This window comes from Dactylosporangium sp. NPDC050588, from assembly GCF_040654975.1.
GTDB lineage: Bacteria > Actinomycetota > Actinomycetes > Mycobacteriales > Micromonosporaceae > Dactylosporangium > Dactylosporangium maewongense.
Genome location: NZ_JBFAJA010000034.1, coordinates 69,707 through 87,091, shown reverse-complemented (window position 1 = coordinate 87,091; position 17,385 = coordinate 69,707). Strand labels below are relative to the sequence as shown.

Below are 17,385 nucleotides of genomic sequence, written 5' to 3'. Positions count from 1 at the left end.
ACCCGACCGGGCATCGAACCCGCGCGGGGGTCCGTCGCTCAGGCGACCTCGAAGATCGCTTCGACCTCGACCGGGGTGTTGAGCGGCAGGGAGGAGACGCCGACGGCGCTGCGGGCGTGCCGGCCCGCCTCACCGAAGACCTCGGCGAACAGCTCGCTGGCGCCGTTGATGACGCCCGGCTGGCCGGTGAAGCCCGGTGCCGACGCGACGAACCCGACGATCTTGACCACCCGGACGACCTTGTCCAGGCCGACCAGGGCGTGCACGGCGGCGAGGGCGTTGAGCCCGGCCTGGCGGGCGAGCTCCTTGGCCTGCTCGGGGGTCACCTCGGCGCCGACCAGGCCGGCGGCGGCGAGCTTCCCGTCGACCATCGGCAGCTGCCCCGAGACATACACGTGGTTGTTCGTCTGTACGGCCGGCACGTAGGCGGCGACCGGCGGCACGACCGCCGGGATCGTCAGGCCCAGTTCCTCCAGCCGGGTGAACACCTCACTGCCCACGTCAGTCCGCCTTGGGGCGCTTGAAGTAGGCCACGAGGTTCTCCGGGTTGAGGCCCGGCACGATCGCCACGAGCTCCCAGCCGTCCTCGCCGAAGTTGTCCAGGATCAGCTTCGTGTTGTGGACCAGCAGGGGTGCGGTCAGGTACTCCCATTTCTGCATGAGGGGAGACTATCGGTCGCCTGCGGCGCGACGAGCGGACGCCGACCGAAATGGGGTCCCCCAATGCTCGCGCGCGACGGCTACCCTAAGGGCCGCGCCGCACGGGTCCCGGGAGCCGGACCGCCGGCGGACCGGCCGTCGCACACGAGGTGGAGACATGACACAACCGCCCCAGTACCCCGGGCAGCCCGAATACCAGGGCCAGCCGGGCGACCCTTACGCCGCGCCGGGTCAGGCACCGCAGCCTCCGCAGCCGGCTCCGGGTCAGGGCTGGCCGCCCGCGCCGGGCGTGCAGGACCCGTTCGCCGCGCCGCCCACCTCGGCGCCTCCGACCTCCGCTCCGCCGACGTCCGGCCAGCCGTATGCGATGCCGGTCCAGCCGCCGTTCCCGCAGGCCGGGTATCCGCAGCAGCCCGACCCGGCGCAGTATCCGCAGCAGGGTTACCCGCAGCAGCCGCAGTACCCGGCGACGGGCGCGTTCCCGACGGGTCCGCAGCCGACCGGGCAGTTCCCGACGGGTCCGATGCAGCAGCAGCCGACCAGCGGTTTCCCGGCCCAGCCCACGAGCGGCTTCCCCGGTCAGCCCACGAGCGGCTTCCCCGGCCAGCCGACCAGTGGCTTCCCGGCCGACCCCTACGCGGGCGGCTACCAGCCCGGCTACCAGCAGCCGGCGCCGCCGAGGAAGCGCGGCCTGATGATCACCCTGATCGTCCTGGCGGTCGTGCTCGTCCTGTGCGGCGGTGGCGGCGCGGCGGCGTACTTCGTCCAGAAGGGCAACCAGGGCAAGGGCCAGCCGAGCGCGGTCGACGCGGTCAACGGCTTCCTCAAGGCCGTCTACAAGGACAAGAACACCACCGAGGCGCTCAAGTACGTCTGCGCGTCGTCCCGTGACAAGAACAAGCTGGCCGCCCGGGTCGACGACATCAAGAAGTACGACGCCGGCCTGACCAGCCCGACCTACACCTGGCCCGCCCCGACGGTCGAGAAGCAGGACGCCTCCTCGGCGACGCTGGTCGTGCCGATCAAGGTCGCCACGAGTGACGAGAAGGTCGCCGAGTCGAAGTACAAGTTCCTCGCGACGAAGGACAACGGCTGGTGGGTGTGCGAGATCACCACCGCGTAGTCGCGGACGGCGCCCTGTAGCGTCGAGGGGTGACAACGCGCGAGTCTCAGGACGGGCGGGGCGGCCGTGCAGGAAGCATGGGCTGGCCCGCCCGTCTGCATGTGGTCACCGGCAAGGGCGGCACGGGCAAGACCACGGTCGCCGGCGCGCTGGCGCTCGCGCTGGCCAGGGACGGCCGGCGCACGCTGCTGATCGAGGTCGAGGCCCGGCAGGGCATCGCGCAGGTCTTCGACCGCGACCCGCTGCCCTACCAGGAGCTGCGGATCGCCACGGCGAGCGGCGGCGGCGAGGTCCGCGCGCTGGCCGTGGACGCCGAGGAGGCGCTCCTGGAGTACCTGGAGATGTTCTACCGGCTCGGCGTGGCCGGCCGGGCGCTGCGCAAGGTCGGCGCCGTCGACTTCGCCACGACCGTCGCGCCGGGGCTCCGCGACGTGCTGCTGACCGGCAAGGTCAAGGAGGCGGTGACGCGCACCGTCGACGGCCGCCGGGTGTACGACGCGGTCATCCTCGACGCGCCGCCGACGGGGCGGATCGGCCGTTTCCTCAACGTGACCGCCGAGACGGCCCGGCTGGCGAAGGTCGGCCCGATCAAGACGCAGAGCGAGGGCGTCGCGGCGATCCTGCGTTCGCCGATGACCGCCGTGCACGTGGTCACTCTTCTGGAGGAGATGCCGGTCCAGGAGACCGCCGACGCGATCGACGAGCTCAGCCGGCTCGGCATCCCGATCGGCACGGTGATCGTCAACGCGACCCGCCCGCCCGTGCTGGCCGGGGCGAAGGTGACCCAGGCGGACCTGCGCCGGGGGTTGACCGCGGCGGGGCTCACCGCCGACAAGGAGACCCTCGCGGGGCTGGCGGGCGAGGCCAAGGCGTACCAGACCCGGATCGCCGCGGAGGCGTCACTGCGGGCCGACCTGCAGGGTCTCGGCCGGCCGGTGGTGGAGCTGCCCGTGCTCCCGGGTGGTGTCACCCCGCAGGCGCTGGAGTCCCTCGGTGATCTCTTGCTCACCTGAGCTTGACCGAGCGATGAACGGATACGCTCGCTAGGTGGGGACCCCCAAGCTCGACGTCGACGCGATCCTCGCCGACCCGGCGATCCGCATCGTCGTCTGCTGCGGCTCCGGCGGAGTCGGCAAGACCACGACCGCGGCCGCGCTCGCGGTGCGTGCCGCCGAGCGGCACGGCCGTCGCACAGTGGTGCTCACCATCGACCCGGCGCGCCGGCTGGCGCAGGCGCTGGGCCTGACCGAGCTGGACAACACGCCGCGCCTGGTCAAGGGGCTGCAGCCCGACTCGGCCGAGCTCCAGGCCATGATGCTGGACATGAAGCGGACCTTCGACGAGGTCGTGCTCGAGCACACCGACCCGAAGCGGGCCGAGGAGATCTTCACCAACCCCTTCTACCAGGCCATGAGTTCCACGTTCTCCGGCACGCAGGAGTACATGGCGATGGAGAAGCTCGGCCAGCTGCGGGCCCGCGACGAGTGGGACCTGATCGTGGTCGACACGCCGCCGTCGCGCTCCGCGCTGGACTTCCTCGACGCGCCGGCGCGGCTGTCGCGGTTCCTGGACGGCAAGATGCTGCGGCTGCTGCTCGCCCCGGCCCGGGCCGGCGGGCGCAGCGTGTTCAACCTGGTGTCGGCCTCGTTCGGGCTGTTCAGCCGTACCGTCACCAAGATTCTCGGGGCGCAGCTGCTGACCGACCTGTCGGGGTTCGTCGGCGCCCTCGACTCGATGTTCGGCGGCTTCCGTGAGCGCGCCGAGCAGACGTACCGGGTGCTCCAGGCACCGGAGACGGCGTTCCTGGTGGTGGCGGCGCCCGAGCCGGACGCGGTCCGGGAGGCGATGTATTTCGCCGGGCGGCTCGCGGCCGACCGGATGCCGCTGGCGGGTCTCGTGCTCAACCGGGTGGTGTCGGTGCCCGCCGCGCTGAGCGCCGACGAGGCCCGTGCCGCCGCCGTCCGCCTCGACGAGCTGGGTGAGCACCCCTCGACGGCGGAGGTGCTGCGCGTGCACGCGGAGCTCGCGGACCAGCGGGACAGGCAGGCGGCGGTGTCAGGCCGGTTCCTGCGGGCCCACCCGGGTGTTCCGGTCGTGAAGATCCCGGCACAGCCCGCCGACGTCCATGACCTCGACGGGCTGCGCGCGATCGGATACTCGTTCTAGCCGGTGCCTCAGCCGGTCGGAACGAGCTCCTTGGTGGCGTCCTTCTCGTTACGATCCATGGCGGCCTCGAACATCTTGCGCCAGCTGGGCACCTGCGGGTGACGGCGCAGCAACGCACGGCGCTCGCGCTCGGTCATGCCGCCCCAGACTCCGAACTCGATCCGGTTGTCGAGGGCGTCCGCCAGGCACTCATACCGCACGGGGCAGCTCCGGCAGATCCGCTTCGCCACGTTCTGCTCGGCACCCTGGACGAACAAAGCGTCCGGGTCGCCATTGCGACACGCGGCGATGCTGGGCCAGTCGACGACCATGCTCATATTTCCTCTTCCCCCCTTGGACTCCCCCCGGGTCCATCCGCCGTGCTTGCCCCAGCGAATAGCACCCAAACCACGTCCCCCCATGGCTTTTGGATGCAGTTCGCCGGGCTACCCGGCGCGACAGGAGGGTCCCCGGCCACGGGAACCCCGAGAGGAGCTTTCCGGAACATCATGCTCTGTAGTCGTCCAGTTACGCAACGTTGTTGCACCAGGTTAACCGGCCTTATGTGATCCACCAAAAGGCCGGAGCGTGCTACTGCTGCGTCACGACCGGGTGCGATTTGCCCAAAAAGCCCGCATCCCCGCGATCCGTGTATCAGACTCGGCTACGGGTCAACCTCACGCCCGGTGTCACGCGTCTAGGACAACGAGGACGCCAGCATCAGGACGCGGCCTCATGACGCTGTCACGTAGTCTGAGGAAGTGACCTGGATGCGCAAACGCGAACACGGCCTGCTGCCCAATGCAGCATCACTCCTGCTGTGTGGGCTGCTCGCGGGCTTGGTGGTCGCTGCGGCCGCATTCCCCGCGGTCGCGATGTCGGGCCTCGCCGCGAAGGCCGGCGCCGACACGTTCGAGAATCTGCCGACCGACATCGATGTGCTGCCGTCGCCGCAGATCAGTTATGTCTACGCATCCGACGGCAAGACCCTGCTGGCGATGATGTACGACGAGAACCGCCGCGACGTCACCACGCTCACCGACGTCGCCGACGTCATGCGCAAGGCGATCGTGGCCGCCGAGGACAACCGGTTCTACGAGCACCGTGGCGTCGACGTGAAGGGTGTGGCGCGCGCGTTCGTCGCCAACCAGAACGCCGGCGGCACCGCCGAGCAGGGCGCCTCGACGCTGACCATGCAGTACGTGCGGCAGGCGATCTCCTACTCGGCCAAGACGCCGCAGGATGTGGTGGACGCCACCGACAAGACCCCCACGCGCAAGCTGCGCGAGATGAAGTACGCGATCGACCTGGAGAAGAAGCTCAACAAGGACGAGATCCTGCTCCGGTATCTCAACATCGCCGCGTTCGGTCACGGCGCCTACGGCATCTTCGCGGCCGCGCACGTGTACTTCGAGAAGGACCCGAAGGACCTGACCCTGCCCGAGGCCGCGCTCATCGCCGGCCTGGTCAAGGCGCCCGGCACGAGCGACCCGGCGACCGCCGAGGGCCTGCCCCGCGCGCTGGACCGGCAGAAGTACGTGCTCAACCAGATGGTCGCGATGGGCTACATCAACCAGCAGCAGGCCGACGAGGCCGGCAAGACCAAGCTGAACATCGTCGGCAAGCGCACGCCCGAGGGCTGCGAGTCGGTGCAGCGCCCCACCGAGCTGGGCGCCGGCTTCTACTGCGACTACCTGCGCCGCTGGTGGATGGAGCAGAAGGTCTTCGGCGAGGACCAGTACCAGCGCGCCAACCGGCTCCGCGCCGGCGGCTACACGGTGATCTCCGCCCTCGACGTCAACACCCAGGCCGCGGCCTTCAAGTACGCCGCCGACCAGCCGAACGTCGGCAAGAACGAGAAGATCCGGCTGGGCAACCAGAACGCGATCATGCTCGCCGCGGTCGAGCCCGGCACCGGCCGGGTCACGGCGATCGCGACGAACCGCACGTTCAGCAACGACAACAGCAAGAACGGGCCCAACACCAACCCGGACAAGAAGGGCCAGAAGGGCAACTACCCGAACACCACGGTGCCGATCATCACCGGTGACAAGGACATCCCCGGCTACCAGGCCGGCTCGACGTTCAAGATGTTCACCGCGGTGGCGGCGCTGGAGGCCGGCCTGCCCCTGGCGACGACGATCAACACCGAGAAGCAGTTCCAGTCGACCTTCAAGATCGACCCGAGCAGCCCGGCGGCCTGCAACGGCCCGTGGTACTGCCCGAAGAACGCCGGTGGCCAGTCCGGTCCGTACAACATGTGGACCGCGTTCGGCAGCTCCATCAACACGTACTTCGTGCCGCTGGAGCAGCAGGTCGGCGCCGACAAGGTCGTCGACGTCGCGAAGCGCCTGGGCATCCAGTTCAACGCCTCCGAGGACGCCAAGCTCGCCGCCAACCCGAAGGGCTGGGGCGCCTTCACCCTCGGCGTCAGCGCCACCACGCCGCTGCAGCTGGCCAACGCTTACGGCACGCTCGCCGCGGACGGCCTGTACTGCGACCCGACCCCGATCCTCGAGGTCAAGGACAACAGCGGCAAGAAGGTCGAGGGGCTCGACCCGAAGTGCAAGCAGGTCGTCGACAAGGAGGTCGCGCGGGCGGCCGTCGACATGGCCCGCTGCCCGGTCGGCGACCAGTCCGCCACCGGCAAGTGCGGCGGCGCCACCGCGGGCTACGCCCGCAAGTACGTCGGCCGCCCGGTCGCCGGCAAGTCGGGCACCACCGACTCGGAGAAGAGCGCCACGTTCGTCGCGATGACCAAGCAGCTCGCGGTCGGCGGCTTCCTCACCGACCCCGACTGGCCCGAGACCAACAAGGACATGAAGCACCCCCAGATCAACTACGCGACCCTGGGCACGCTCAAGGACGGCCTCGTCGGCAAGCCGGTGGTGCAGTTCACGGCGCCGACCAAGGACAAGTCGATGGGCAAGCTGGTGGAGATCCCGTCGGTCAAGTGCGCCCCGGTCGACCAGGCGCGCAGCCGGATCACCCGGGCCGGGTTCACCGTGACGGTCTCCTCCGCCCAGGTCGCCTCGCCCTGCCCGGCGGGCACGGTCGCCCGCACCGAGCCGGGCGGCGCCACGGTCAAGGGCGGGCAGGTCTCGCTGGTCATCAGCAAGGGCCCCGGCGCGGCGGCCCCGCCGTACCTGGGCGACAACCCGGACGGCATCCGTGACGACACGGAATGCCCGGTGCCCTGGGTCTGCTGACCCCGCTACGACGACAACGGCCGCCCCAGGAGCTCCTGGGGCGGCCGTTCCGTTGTGTCCTGCTGCCGCTCAGCTCTGTGCTTCGCTCAGCCCTTGGCGAGCTGGGCGCGGACCTCGGCGGCGACGCGGCCACCCTCGGCCCGGCCGGCGACGGCGGCCTGCGCGGCCTTCATCGCCTGGCCCATGTTGGGCGCCCCGCCCAGTCCGGCGAGCGCGTCGCGGACGATGCCCGCGAGGTCCTCCTCGGAGAGCTGGACCGGCAGATATCCGGCGAGCACCTCCTCCTCGGCGCGCTCCTTCGCCGCCTGCGCCTCACGGCCGGCGCCGGCGAACGCCTCGGCGGCCTCGCGCCGCTTCTTCGCCTCCTTGGTGAGCACCGAGAGGATCTCCTCGTCGGACAGCTCGCGGGCGGCCTTGCCGGCGACCTCGGCGTTGCGAACCGCGGTGATCGCCATCCTCAGGGTCGAGGTCACCAACTCGTCGCGGGCCTTCATGGCCTCGCGCAAGTCGGACTCCAGACGCTCCTTCAACATGAGTGCAGTCTATCCGCGGGGGACTTGGCCAAATTCTGTTGTAAAACCCCCGGTACGCTGAGCGGATGCGCTCGAAGACTGTCCGGCGCCTCGCCGTCGGTGCCGCCGCGGCCGGTGCTGCCACATTTGCCTATGCCTCGCTCGTCGAGCGCAACATGTTCACCCTGCGCAGGTTCGACGTCCCCGTGCTCTCCCCGGACGCCGAGCCGCTGCGGATCCTGCACCTCAGCGACTTCCACCTCACCCCCGGCCAGCACCGCAAGCAGCGGTGGATCGGCGAGCTGGCGGGCACCGACCCCGACCTCGTCGTGGTGACCGGCGACAACATGGCCCACGTGGATGCGGTGCCTGCCGTGGTCCGCGCACTGACACCACTGCTCGACCGTCCGGGTGCCTTCGTGTTCGGCAGCAACGACTACCGCGGGCCCGTGCTGAAGAACCCGTTCGGGTATTTCAACCGCGACAAGCCGTATGTGCAGGGTGCCGTCCTGCCCACCGAGGAGCTGCGCGACGTGCTCGCCGGCCACGGCTGGGCCGACCTCAACAACGCCCGGACGACGATCAAGGCCGGTGGCCGTACCGTCGAGCTGGTCGGCGTCGACGACCCGCACATCGGCCGCGACGACTACGACAGCGTCGCCGGGCCCGCCTCGGCCGACGTCGACGTGCGCCTCGGCCTCACCCACGCCCCCGAGCCGCGCATCCTGGACCGCATGGCCGACGACGGCTTCGACCTGCTCCTGGCCGGCCACACGCACGGTGGCCAGGTCGCGATGCCCTTCTTCGGGGCGCTCGTCACCAACTGCGGCCTCGACCGGCGCATGGCGAAGGGGCTGCACCGCTGGCCGTATTCGTCGGCGTTCCTGCACGTGTCGGCGGGCCTCGGCACCCACCCGACCGCGCCGGTGCGCTTCGCCTGCCCGCCGGAGGCGTCGATCCTGACCCTCGTGCCGCGATGACCTCCGTGGCGCCGGCGCCCGTCCCGCGGAAGTGGCCGCGGCGGGCCGCCTATGCCGGCGTGGCGGGCGCCGCGGGGCTCGCCGTGCTGCTGCCGACCGGCACCGCGGGCGCCGGCTGGTTCCTCGCCGGCCAGGTCCTCAACGTCAACGCCGCCCGGGCGTGGCCCGTCCGCGTCCGGGCGTACGCCGGCAACCGGATCACCCTGACCCGGACTCCCGACACGGCCCGCTCGATGCCGCTCGCCTTCGTGTGGCCCGCGGGGCACGCCGTGCTCGGCCCGGTCATCGCCACGGACCGGGTCAGCGTGACCCGGGAGATTACGACGCTGACGCGGGGCACGCTGACCAGCGGGCTCCGGGGGTACACCACCGGCTATGTCTACGAGGGCGACCCCTTGTCGGCCCGTGGCCTGCCCTTCGAGGAGGTGCTGGTCCCGGCCGAGCTCGGCGACTGCCCCGCGTGGCTGGTCCCGCCGACCAGCGGCCCGGCCGACGACACGTGGATCATCGCGGTCCACGGCCGGGGCGCGCCGCGCGGTGAGGCCCTGCGCATCCTGCCGACCCTGGCCGCCTCCGGGCACAACACCCTGGTCGTCACGTACCGCAACGACCCCGAGGCGTTCCCCAGCCCCGACGCCCTCTTCCACCTCGGCCACACCGAGTGGCGTGACGTCCTGTCCGCGATCGACTACGCCCGCACCGCCGGCGCCCGCCAGATCGTGCTCTACGGCTGGTCCATGGGCGGCGCCGCGATCCTCAACCTGCTGCGCTCCTGGTCGCACGACGGCTTCCTGCGCGGCGTCATCCTGGACTGCCCGGTCGTGGACTGGACCGCTACCCTGCGCATGAACGCCCGCCAGCTCAACGTGCCGCCCCTGTGGACCTGGACCGCGCTCAAACTCATCCAGCACCGCCTGGGCGTGCGCCCCGCGGACCTCGACTACGGCGACGTCCCCCTCGACGTGCCGACCCTGCTCTACGTCGACCACGACGACCGCACCGTGGCCCCGCAGCCGACGGTCGCTCTTGCCGCCGCGTCGCCGTCGGTACAGCTCGTCGAAACCCGCGAGGCAGGTCACTGCCGCAGCTGGAACCTGGATCCGGCCGCCTACGAGTCCACGGTGACCAGCTTTCTCAAGTCTCTCTGAGGCCACAGGGGATACCGAGTTGGAGCCCTGCCGAGCGTGGGCTACGATTACTCGGCACGCTCGGGGTATAGCGCAGCTTGGTAGCGCGCTTCGTTCGGGACGAAGAGGCCGTCGGTTCAAATCCGGCTACCCCGACTTCGTGAACCACCTGGTGAGGGTCGGTTTCCTGGCAACAGGACACCGGCCCTTCTTGGTGTCCGGGACCGCTCTGGGAGACGCCGGGGAGACAACCCCGCTCCCGGCCGGTCACCTCCCCTCCCGCAGCATCCGGTCCAGGACCGCCACCGGCGACCCGGGAGCCATCCGCCGCCGCTCGACCAGCGCGTCCTCCCAGACCTCCGTCAGGCCCTCCAGGAGTCGCCGGACCATCTCCTTGGTGACATGGGAGTACCGGGCGCCGATCGAGCCGTCCTCGTGCCCCATGTGCTCGTCCATCACCACCGGCGGCGTGCCCAGCTGCACCATGAGCGTCTTGTACGAGTGCCGCAACCCGTGCGGGGTAAGCCCGGGAGCGATCGGCGCCCAGCACGCCGTAGCCCGCCCCGAGGCGTCGCGCCCGCGAAGCGGGATGCCCGGCCACGGCTCGCCGAGCAGCGGCACGGGACGCGGCAGCGCAGGCGCGGAGGCCGGATGCCAGCCGGTCGCCGCCGGCTTGAACAGCCAGGTGGCGAACCCGCTCCGCCGCCAGTGCGAGGCCAGCTCGCCGGACCGGGCACCGCGCACGTACCCCAGCTCGGCGATCGCCGAGCCCACCGCCGCCCAGGTGACGTCCGTCACGATCGAACGCTGATTGAGCACGTTGGACACCGTCCCTGTGGACACGCCGGCCAGCCGGGCGACGTCGACAAGCTTCGGCCCTGGCGCCGGGGCAGCTCCGTTCGCCTCCCTGTGACCGCTGAACGCGTAGGTGAAGCCGTGACATGCGCACGCCTTCGGCCTCGACCGCCCGATCTGCTCCCGCAGCATCGCAGCCAGGACCGGCGGCACCGCGATGGTCCGATACGAGTCGTCCTTCGGCGGGCACCGGACGAGCGCGCCCGTGTCCAGCTCGTACAGCTGCCACTCCACACGGACCACATCCGGCCGCACGAACTGCATCTCCAGCGCGCCTGCGCGTCAGGCGGCGGACGGGCACCGACGGGCACGGACGGGGTCAGCGGCTCCTGCGCGACGGGCGGGGCGACGGCTCCTGTGGACGATCAGCGGATGCCCGGGTATCGATGGCTGGTGGGGGTTGTGGCCGATGCGTGACGGCGAATGTCGGGTGGCTGTCGTACCGTTCTAGCCGTGGCCGATGCCGTACCCCTGCCGACGGTGCCCGGGATGACCGGGTTGACCGTGTTTGCGCGTGGCGGGTATGCGACCGTCTACCGGGCGACGCAGGAGTCGGTCGGGCGGGAGGTGGCGGTCAAGGTCGAGCATCGCACGCTGGAGTCCGAGCGGGACCGGCGGCGGTTCATGCGGGAGGCGCGGGCCGCCGGGCGGATGTCGAGCCACCCGCACGTGGTCGACCTGTTCGACGCGGGGGTCACCGACCTCGGGCACCCGTACCTGATCATGGAGCTGTGCGACGGGTCGTACGCCGAGCGGATGCGGGACTCGCCGCTCAGCGCGGCCGAGGCGCGGGACGTCGGGTTCAAGATCGCTGATGCGCTGGCCGACGCGCACGCGCTGGGGGTGCTGCACCGGGACGTGAAGCCGGCGAACATCCTGTTCAGCCGGTTCGGGGAGCCGGCGCTCGCGGACTTCGGGCTGGCGATCCTGGCCGAGTGGCGCGACGAGTCCATGACGCTCGACACGCTGACGCCGGCCTACGCGCCGCCGGAGACGTTCCGGCAGTCGCCGCCGGCCGGGTCCGCGGACGTGTATTCGCTGTGCGCCACGCTGTACGCGCTCATGCGTGGGCGCCCGCCGCGGTGGCGGGAGGACCAGGCGCCGAGCCTGCTGTCGCTGGTCGACATGTTCAACGAGCAGATCCCCGACCTGCCCGGCTGCCCCGAGAGCCTGATGGCGGTGCTGCGGGCCGGCATGGCCAACGACGAGACCGCCCGGCCGTCCGCGATCGAGCTCCGCGACCAGCTGATCAACCTGCGCCTGGAAGCGCCGCCGCAGGTGGTCGTCCCGCCGCTCGGATCGCCGCCGGTGGAGCCGGTGTACACGTCGAAGCCGCCGACCGAGATGAGGGAGGATCCCGACAAAACGGTCCAGCACGGCATCGAAGAGCGGCCGGAGATCGTGCTCGACACGCCGACCCCGCCGCCGGGCGCCAAGCGGTTCATCCTGGTCGCCGCGGCCGTCCTGCTGCTCGTGGCGGCCCTCGCCGGCGCCGGTATCGCGTACAACCTGAAGGCCGGCAAGAAGGAAGGCCCGGACCCGGCGAAGAGCCCGACCGCGAGCGCGGCCCCCGAGAAGGGCGTCCCGGCGACGATCGCCTGCCCGCCGACCGCGCCGAAGGCCGCCCGCTGCTCGCAGACCGTGGAGTGCTTCGACGCGGCCAAGAAGCCGGTCGGCTGTGAGACGCCGCACACCTGGGAGGTGTTCGCCTACGGCGAGCTTCCCAAGGGCAGCCAGGTGCGGTCGGCCCAGGACAGCCAGACGGTCCGCGAGGTGTGCAGCGTGAAGACGTTGCTGCTCGTGTACCTGCCGGCGGTGGGATGGGACGTGGACGTGCTGCTGCCCGACGTGGCGCAGCAGCAGGCGGGACCGACCACGTTCCGCTGCCTGGCCGGCGAGCCGCCGGGCACGTTCACCGGCCAGCAGCTGCGCGTCAGTAGGACTTCTCCTGCCCCATCAGGTGCTGGGCGACGAAGTTGAGGATCATCTCCCGCGAGACCGGCGCGATGCGGCCGGCGCGGGTGGCGCCGAGCAGGGTCGCGACGCCGTACTCGGTGGTCATGCCGTTGCCGCCGTGTGCCTGGATCGCGGTGTCCACGGCCAGCGCCGACGCCTCCGCCGACGCGTACTTGGCCATGTTGGCGTTGACGCCCGCCTCCAGGTCGCGGCCCGCGTCGTAGAGGGCCGCCGCCTTCGCGACCATGAGCCGGGCCAGCTCGACCTGGATGTGCGCGTGCGCCATGGGGTGCGCGACGCCCTGGTGGCTGCCGATGGGGCGGCCCCAGACGGAGCGGGAGGCGGTGTAGGTGGAGGCCCGTTCCAGCGCATACCGCGCGGTGCCGCAGGCCATCGCCGCGACCGTGATCCGCTCCGGGTTGAGGCCGGAGAACAGCGCCGGCAGGCCCGCGTCGGGGTCCTCGCCGATCAGGCAGGAGGCCGGGACCCGCACCTCGTCGAAGAACAGCAGGAACTGGTTCTCCGGCGACACGATCTCCATGTCCAGTTTGGACATGGTGAGTCCGGGGGCGTCCGTGGGGACCATGAACAGCGCCGGCTTGAGCTTGCCGGTGCGGTCGTCGGCCATCCGGGCGACGAGCATGACCTGCGAGCATTCGTCGACGCCGGAGATGTACACCTTGCGGCCGGTGATCACGTAGTCGTCGCCGTCGCGGCGGGCCACGGTGGACAGTTTGTGGAAGTTGGAGCCGGCGTCGGGCTCGGTGATGGCGAAGCAGACCTTCCGCGTGCCGTCGGCGAAGCCCGGCAGCCAGCGGGACCGCTGTGCCTGCGTGCCGTGCCGGTCGACGATCGTCGCGGCGATCGCGGGCGACACCACGAGCAGCAGCAGCGGCGCGCCGGCCGCGGCCAGCTCCTCGCAGACGATCGCCAGCTCGGTGATGCCGCCACCGCCGCCGCCGAACTCCTCGGGGACGCTGACGCCGAGGTAGCCGAGCTTGGCCGCCTCGTCCCACAGCTCGTCGGAGTGCTCGCCGGCCTTCGCCTTGCGCACGAAGTACTCGTGCCCGTAGCGCTTGCCGAGCTTCGCCACCGCGTCGCGGAGGTCCTGCTGTTCCTGGGTGTAGTCGAAGTCCATGAGGGGTGGGCTCCAATCGGGCGGAAATCAAAGCGACAGTCGCAAATAGCGATAACCAGAGCTAGGCCGGCGACAGCACCGCCAGCAGGGCTCCCGACTCCACCTGCGAGCCGGCGGCGACCCGCAGGTCGCTGATGACCCCGTCGGTGGGGGCGTGGACGGGGTGTTCGAGCTTCATCGCCTCCACGGTCAGCAGCAGCTCGCCGGCGGCGACCCGCTGGCCGGGCACGACGAGCACGCGGCCGACCGCGCCGGGCAGCGGTGCGATCAGGGAACCTTCGGGCTGCTCGGCGACCGGCAGCGGGTAGCGGGGCAGCTCGGCCAGCGTCACCGAACCCTCGGGACTGTCCACGTAGGACACCGGACCGACCTCGTGCACGGAGAAGTGCAGCCGCACCCCGGCGACGTCGAGCACGACCTGGTCGCCGGTCGCGGACAGGATCTCGACCGGCGGGTGGTCGGGCGCGCCGGCCGGGTCGAGCGCGGCGCCCGGCAGGTCGACGTCGTCGGGGTCGACGCGGCGCACCGCCCAGGCGGCCAGGTCGTTGAGGCGGTCCAGCCGGTAGCCGACCTCGATGATGCCGGTCGGCCCCTCGTACACCACCGACTGCAGCGAGCTCGGGACGTTGCGCCATCCGGAGGGCAGCCCCGGCAGGGTGGCCCGCTTGGCGCGGCGGGCGGCGCCGGACAGCGCGGCGGCGAGGCACGACAGGCGCACGGCGTCCACGGAGGACAGCAGCGGCACGAAGACCTCGGGGTGCCGGTCGAGGAAGCCGGTGTCGGTGCCGCCGGCCAGGAACGCCGAGTGCCGCAGCACCCGCACCAGCAGGTCCCGGTTGGTGGTGACGCCGTGGAAGCGGGCGCGGGCGAGGGCGTTGGACAGCATCCGGGCGGCCTCGGCGCGGGTCGGCGCCCAGGCGATGAGCTTCGCGAGCATCGGGTCGTAGTGCACGCCGACCACGGAGCCGTCCACGACCCCGGCGTCCAGGCGCAGCCCCGGGGCGGGCAGCGGGCCGAACGCGTGCGCGACGCCCGGCACGTCGAAGCGGTGCAGCGTGCCGGTCGAGGGCATCCACGCGTAGGCGGGGTCCTCGGCGTACAGGCGGACCTCGATCGCGTGCCCCCGCAGCGGCGGCGGGCCGTTGAACGGCAGCGACCCGCCCTCGGCGACGACCAGCTGGAGCCGCACGAGGTCGACGCCGACGACGCACTCGGTGACCGGGTGCTCGACCTGCAGGCGGGTGTTCATCTCCAGGAAGAAGAACTCGCCCGACGGCGCGAGGAGGAACTCGACGGTGCCGGCGCCCACGTAGGACACCGCCCGGGCGGCGGCGATCGCCGCCTGGCAGAGCCGGTCCCGCAGCTGCGGGTCGACGGCCGGCGACGGCGTCTCCTCGACGATCTTCTGGTGCCGGCGCTGGATGGAGCACTCGCGCTCGCCGAGCGTCACGACGTTGCCGTGCGAGTCGGCCATGATCTGGACCTCGATGTGGCGGGCGCGTTCGATGTACCGCTCGCAGAACACTGTGCCGTCGCCGAACGCCGACGCCGCCTCGCGCCGCGCGGCCGCGACCGCCTCCGCGAGCGACTCGCGGTCCCGCACGATGCGCATGCCCCGGCCGCCGCCGCCCGCGGACGCCTTCACCAGGACCGGGAACGCCTCCACCTGCTCGGGCTCGAGCGCGGTCGGCAGCATCGGCACGCCCACGTCGGCGAGCAGCGCCTTCGCCTCGATCTTCGAGCCCATGAGCGCGATCGCCTTCGGCGACGGCCCGACCCAGGTGAGCCCGGCGTCGATGACGGCCCGCGCGAACTCGGCGTTCTCCGACAGGAACCCGTAGCCGGGGTGCACCGCGTCGGCGCCGCACTTGCGGGCCGCCGCGATGAGCAGGTCGCCGCGCAGGTAGGTGGCGGCCGGCGCGTTGCCCGGCAGGTGGACGGCGTAGTCGGCCTCGGCGACGTGCGGCGCGTCGGCGTCGGAGTCGGAGTAGACGGCGACCGTCTCGACGCCCATCGCCCGGCAGGTGGCGAACACCCGCCGGGCGATCTCGCCGCGGTTGGCGACAAGTAGCCTGCGAATCACGGCTGGTCCTTTGCTTAGAGGCGGAAGACGCCGAAGTTGGGGTTCTGGTCACCTGAACGGACGAGTGCCAGGCACATGCCGAGCACGGTGCGGGTGTCGCGCGGGTCGATGACGCCGTCGTCGTACAGGCGGCCGGACAGGAACAGGGCGGCCGACTCCTGCTCGACCTTGTGCTCCACCATGAACCGCATGGTGCGGTCCTGCTCCTCGTCGTAGGCGTGGCCCTTGGCCTCCGCGGCCTGCCGGGCGACGATCGACAGCACCCCGGCGAGCTGCTGCGGGCCCATGACGGCCGACTTGGCGTTGGGCCAGGTGAAGAGGAACCGCGGCTCGAAGGCGCGGCCGCACATGCCGTAGTTGCCGGCGCCGTAGGACGCGCCGATGTTGACCGTCACGTGCGGGACCCTGGAGTTCGCCACCGCGTTGATCATGAGCGCGCCGTGCTTGATGATGCCGCCCTGCTCGTATTCGCTGCCCACCATGTACCCGGTGGTGTTCTGCAGGAAGAGCAGCGGCGTGCCGGCGGCGTTGGCGAGCTGGATGAACTGGGCCGCCTTCTGCGCCTCGGCGGAGAAGAGCACGCCGCGGACGTTGGCGAGGACGCCGATGCGGTGGCCGTGGATGGCGCCCCAGCCGGTGCACAGGGCCTGCCCGTAGGCGGGCTTGAACTCGTCGAACTCGCTGCCGTCGAGGATCCGCGCGAGGATCTCGCGGGGATCGAAGGGGACGCGGAGATCGGCGCTCGGGATGCCCAGGAGGTCATCGGCGTCGAACTTGGGCTCGGCGCCGTAGCTCCGGCCGACGGAATGCCCGAAATTGCGGACGACGCCCCGGGTGAGGCGGAGCGCGTCGCGCTCGTCCTCCGCGATGTAGTCGGCCAGGCCGGAGCGGGAGGCGTGCATCGCGGCGCCGCCGAGCGTCTCGTCGTCGACGGTCTCGCCGGTGGCCATCTTCACCAGCGGCGGGCCGGCGAGGAACACCTTCGCCCGGTCCCGCACGAAGATCGTGTAGTCCGACATGCCGGGCACGTACGCGCCGCCGGCCGTCGCGTTGCCGAACACCACCGCGACCGTCGGGATGCCCGCCGCCGACAGCCGGGTCAGGTCGCGGAACGCCGCACCGCCCGGGATGAAGATCTCCGCCTGCTGGGGCAGGTCCGCGCCGCCGGACTCGACCAGGTTGATCATCGGCAGCCGGTTCTCGCGGGCGATCTGCCCCGCCCGCTGGGTCTTCTTCAGCGAGAACGGGTTGACCGCGCCGCCGCGGACCGTGGGGTCGTTCGCCACGATCACGCACGGCGTGCCCTCGACGATGCCGATGCCGGTGACGACGCTCGCCCCGACCGGGTAGTCGGTGCCCCACGCGGCGACCGGGCAGATCTCCAGGAACGGCGAGTCGCGGTCGACCAGCAGCTCGATCCGCTCGCGGGGCAGCAGCTTGCCGCGGGCGTGGTGCCTGGTCACGTACTTCTCGCCGCCCCCGCCGCGGGCCTGCCGCAGCGCCGAGTCCAGCTCGGTCAGCCGCTCCAGCATCGCCTCCCGGTTGTCCAGGTAGGCGGCCCCGCGCGGGTCCAACGCACTGGTCAGGATCGGCATGC

Annotated in this window: 14 protein-coding genes, 1 tRNA gene and 1 pseudogene; 8 read left to right on the top strand and 8 right to left on the bottom strand. The window is 71.4% G+C overall.

All coding sequences use genetic code 11. The features are described from left to right. Positions 1–38 precede the first annotated feature (38 nt). Together AB0I21_RS24235 and AB0I21_RS24230 are read right to left on the bottom strand one after the other, a co-directional pair. Complete coding sequence (locus AB0I21_RS24235; RefSeq protein ID WP_360564336.1) at positions 39–500, bottom strand: RidA family protein; 462 nt, start codon at positions 498–500, stop codon at positions 39–41. Between the two features lies 1 nt (position 501). Continuing rightward, positions 502–660, bottom strand: coding sequence for a hypothetical protein (locus AB0I21_RS24230; protein ID WP_344515934.1), 159 nt, complete (start codon positions 658–660; stop codon positions 502–504). A gap of 157 nt (positions 661–817) precedes the next feature. Between AB0I21_RS24230 and AB0I21_RS24225 the strand changes: the two genes are divergently transcribed. The 3 genes from AB0I21_RS24225 to AB0I21_RS24215 all read left to right on the top strand — a co-directional run bounded on the left by AB0I21_RS24225 (position 818) and on the right by AB0I21_RS24215 (position 3,949). Further along, positions 818–1,783, top strand: coding sequence for a hypothetical protein (locus AB0I21_RS24225; protein ID WP_360564334.1), 966 nt, complete (start codon positions 818–820; stop codon positions 1,781–1,783). A 77-nt stretch (positions 1,784–1,860) separates the two neighbouring features. After that, positions 1,861–2,796: an ArsA-related P-loop ATPase gene (locus AB0I21_RS24220; RefSeq protein ID WP_360564332.1), complete on the top strand. Its 936-nt coding sequence runs from the start codon at positions 1,861–1,863 to the stop codon at positions 2,794–2,796. A gap of 34 nt (positions 2,797–2,830) precedes the next feature. Continuing rightward, a complete protein-coding gene (locus tag AB0I21_RS24215) occupies positions 2,831–3,949 on the top strand; it encodes an ArsA-related P-loop ATPase (protein WP_360564330.1) in 1,119 nt (372 codons plus the stop codon). A gap of 8 nt (positions 3,950–3,957) precedes the next feature. Here the strand turns inward: AB0I21_RS24215 and AB0I21_RS24210 are convergent, their stop codons facing one another. Continuing rightward, complete coding sequence (locus tag AB0I21_RS24210) at positions 3,958–4,266, bottom strand: WhiB family transcriptional regulator (protein ID WP_344515926.1); 309 nt, start codon at positions 4,264–4,266, stop codon at positions 3,958–3,960. Positions 4,267–4,698: 432 nt separating this feature from the next. Here AB0I21_RS24210 and AB0I21_RS24205 point away from each other — a divergent pair, with 432 nt between their 5' ends. After that, positions 4,699–7,137 carry a transglycosylase domain-containing protein gene (locus AB0I21_RS24205; protein WP_360564328.1) on the top strand — a complete coding sequence of 813 codons (2,439 nt, stop codon included), beginning with the start codon at positions 4,699–4,701 and terminating at the stop codon, positions 7,135–7,137. Between the two features lie 86 nt (positions 7,138–7,223). Here AB0I21_RS24205 and AB0I21_RS24200 read toward each other — a convergent pair whose 3' ends face one another. Next, a complete protein-coding gene (locus AB0I21_RS24200) occupies positions 7,224–7,670 on the bottom strand; it encodes a GatB/YqeY domain-containing protein (RefSeq protein WP_360564326.1) in 447 nt (148 codons plus the stop codon). 65 nt (positions 7,671–7,735) lie between these two features. Here AB0I21_RS24200 and AB0I21_RS24195 point away from each other — a divergent pair, with 65 nt between their 5' ends. From AB0I21_RS24195 to AB0I21_RS24185, 3 genes are all read left to right on the top strand, one after another. Further along, a complete protein-coding gene (locus tag AB0I21_RS24195; RefSeq protein ID WP_360564324.1) occupies positions 7,736–8,629 on the top strand; it encodes a metallophosphoesterase in 894 nt (297 codons plus the stop codon). Further along, positions 8,626–9,777, top strand: a complete 1,152-nt coding sequence (locus AB0I21_RS24190) for an alpha/beta fold hydrolase (RefSeq protein ID WP_360564322.1) — start codon at positions 8,626–8,628, stop codon at positions 9,775–9,777. Before AB0I21_RS24195 ends, AB0I21_RS24190 begins: the two co-directional genes overlap by 4 nt. A gap of 61 nt (positions 9,778–9,838) precedes the next feature. Beyond that, a tRNA-Pro gene (locus AB0I21_RS24185) sits at positions 9,839–9,912 on the top strand. Between the two features lie 111 nt (positions 9,913–10,023). Here AB0I21_RS24185 and AB0I21_RS24180 read toward each other — a convergent pair. Then, positions 10,024–10,881 (bottom strand): annotated as a pseudogene (locus tag AB0I21_RS24180) (LacI family DNA-binding transcriptional regulator); the annotation flags it as partial. A 183-nt stretch (positions 10,882–11,064) separates the two neighbouring features. Here AB0I21_RS24180 and AB0I21_RS24175 point away from each other — a divergent pair. Next, positions 11,065–12,591 (top strand): serine/threonine-protein kinase, encoded by a 1,527-nt coding sequence (locus tag AB0I21_RS24175; protein ID WP_360564320.1) that lies wholly within the window; start codon positions 11,065–11,067, stop codon positions 12,589–12,591. On the opposite strand, the gene AB0I21_RS24170 is transcribed toward AB0I21_RS24175, so the two are convergent. The 3 genes from AB0I21_RS24170 to AB0I21_RS24160 form a co-directional block, all read right to left on the bottom strand. After that, positions 12,545–13,705: an acyl-CoA dehydrogenase gene (locus AB0I21_RS24170; protein WP_360564318.1), complete on the bottom strand. Its 1,161-nt coding sequence runs from the start codon at positions 13,703–13,705 to the stop codon at positions 12,545–12,547. The two genes, AB0I21_RS24175 and AB0I21_RS24170, sit on opposite strands and share 47 nt — an antisense overlap. 61 nt (positions 13,706–13,766) lie before the next feature. Continuing rightward, a complete protein-coding gene (locus AB0I21_RS24165; protein ID WP_360564316.1) occupies positions 13,767–15,788 on the bottom strand; it encodes a biotin carboxylase N-terminal domain-containing protein in 2,022 nt (673 codons plus the stop codon). A 14-nt stretch (positions 15,789–15,802) separates the two neighbouring features. Next, a complete protein-coding gene (locus AB0I21_RS24160; RefSeq protein WP_360564314.1) occupies positions 15,803–17,383 on the bottom strand; it encodes a carboxyl transferase domain-containing protein in 1,581 nt (526 codons plus the stop codon). Between the last annotated feature and the right edge of the window lie 2 nt (positions 17,384–17,385).

Coding starts and splice junctions, on each gene's coding strand:
- AB0I21_RS24190 (WP_360564322.1), top strand. CDS start 8,626: ATGACCTCCGTGGCGCCGGCGCCCGTCCCGCGGAAGTGGCCGCGGCGG.
- AB0I21_RS24230 (WP_344515934.1), bottom strand. CDS start 660: ATGCAGAAATGGGAGTACCTGACCGCACCCCTGCTGGTCCACAACACG.
- AB0I21_RS24160 (WP_360564314.1), bottom strand. CDS start 17,383: ATGCCGATCCTGACCAGTGCGTTGGACCCGCGCGGGGCCGCCTACCTG.
- AB0I21_RS24195 (WP_360564324.1), top strand. CDS start 7,736: ATGCGCTCGAAGACTGTCCGGCGCCTCGCCGTCGGTGCCGCCGCGGCC.
- AB0I21_RS24200 (WP_360564326.1), bottom strand. CDS start 7,670: ATGTTGAAGGAGCGTCTGGAGTCCGACTTGCGCGAGGCCATGAAGGCC.
- AB0I21_RS24210 (WP_344515926.1), bottom strand. CDS start 4,266: ATGAGCATGGTCGTCGACTGGCCCAGCATCGCCGCGTGTCGCAATGGC.
- AB0I21_RS24170 (WP_360564318.1), bottom strand. CDS start 13,705: ATGGACTTCGACTACACCCAGGAACAGCAGGACCTCCGCGACGCGGTG.
- AB0I21_RS24225 (WP_360564334.1), top strand. CDS start 818: ATGACACAACCGCCCCAGTACCCCGGGCAGCCCGAATACCAGGGCCAG.
- AB0I21_RS24205 (WP_360564328.1), top strand. CDS start 4,699: ATGCGCAAACGCGAACACGGCCTGCTGCCCAATGCAGCATCACTCCTG.
- AB0I21_RS24220 (WP_360564332.1), top strand. CDS start 1,861: ATGGGCTGGCCCGCCCGTCTGCATGTGGTCACCGGCAAGGGCGGCACG.